This is a genomic window from Stenotrophomonas sp. SrG (assembly GCF_050031795.1).
Classification (GTDB): Bacteria; Pseudomonadota; Gammaproteobacteria; order Xanthomonadales; family Xanthomonadaceae; genus Stenotrophomonas; species Stenotrophomonas rhizophila_A.
Genome location: NZ_JBNBBE010000501.1, coordinates 1 through 255, shown reverse-complemented (window position 1 = coordinate 255; position 255 = coordinate 1). Strand labels below are relative to the sequence as shown.

The following is a 255-nucleotide window of genomic DNA, read 5'->3' as shown; positions in this document are numbered from 1 at the left end:
TCCTGCGCGTGGATGCGGCCGGCAAGCCGCAGCCCGGCAAGGGCCTGAAGGTTACCCTGGTGCGCGAGCTGCGTGTTTACCACTGGACCTTCAACGACAACCGTTGGGATTACGACTTCAGCCGCCGCTTCGAGAACAAGGATAGCCGCACCCTGGACGCCGGCAGCGCGGCGGTGGGCGTGGTCGTCCCGGTGGAATGGGGCGAGTACCGCCTGGATGTGTTCGACCCGGCCACCGGGCTGACCAGCCGTTATC

Annotated in this window: 1 protein-coding gene; it reads left to right on the top strand. The window is 66.7% G+C overall.

Annotated elements, in window-relative coordinates; all coding sequences use genetic code 11:
* A partial coding sequence (locus ACQG3P_RS20635) for a hypothetical protein (protein ID WP_426806090.1) occupies positions 1–255 on the top strand: 255 nt, incomplete at both ends.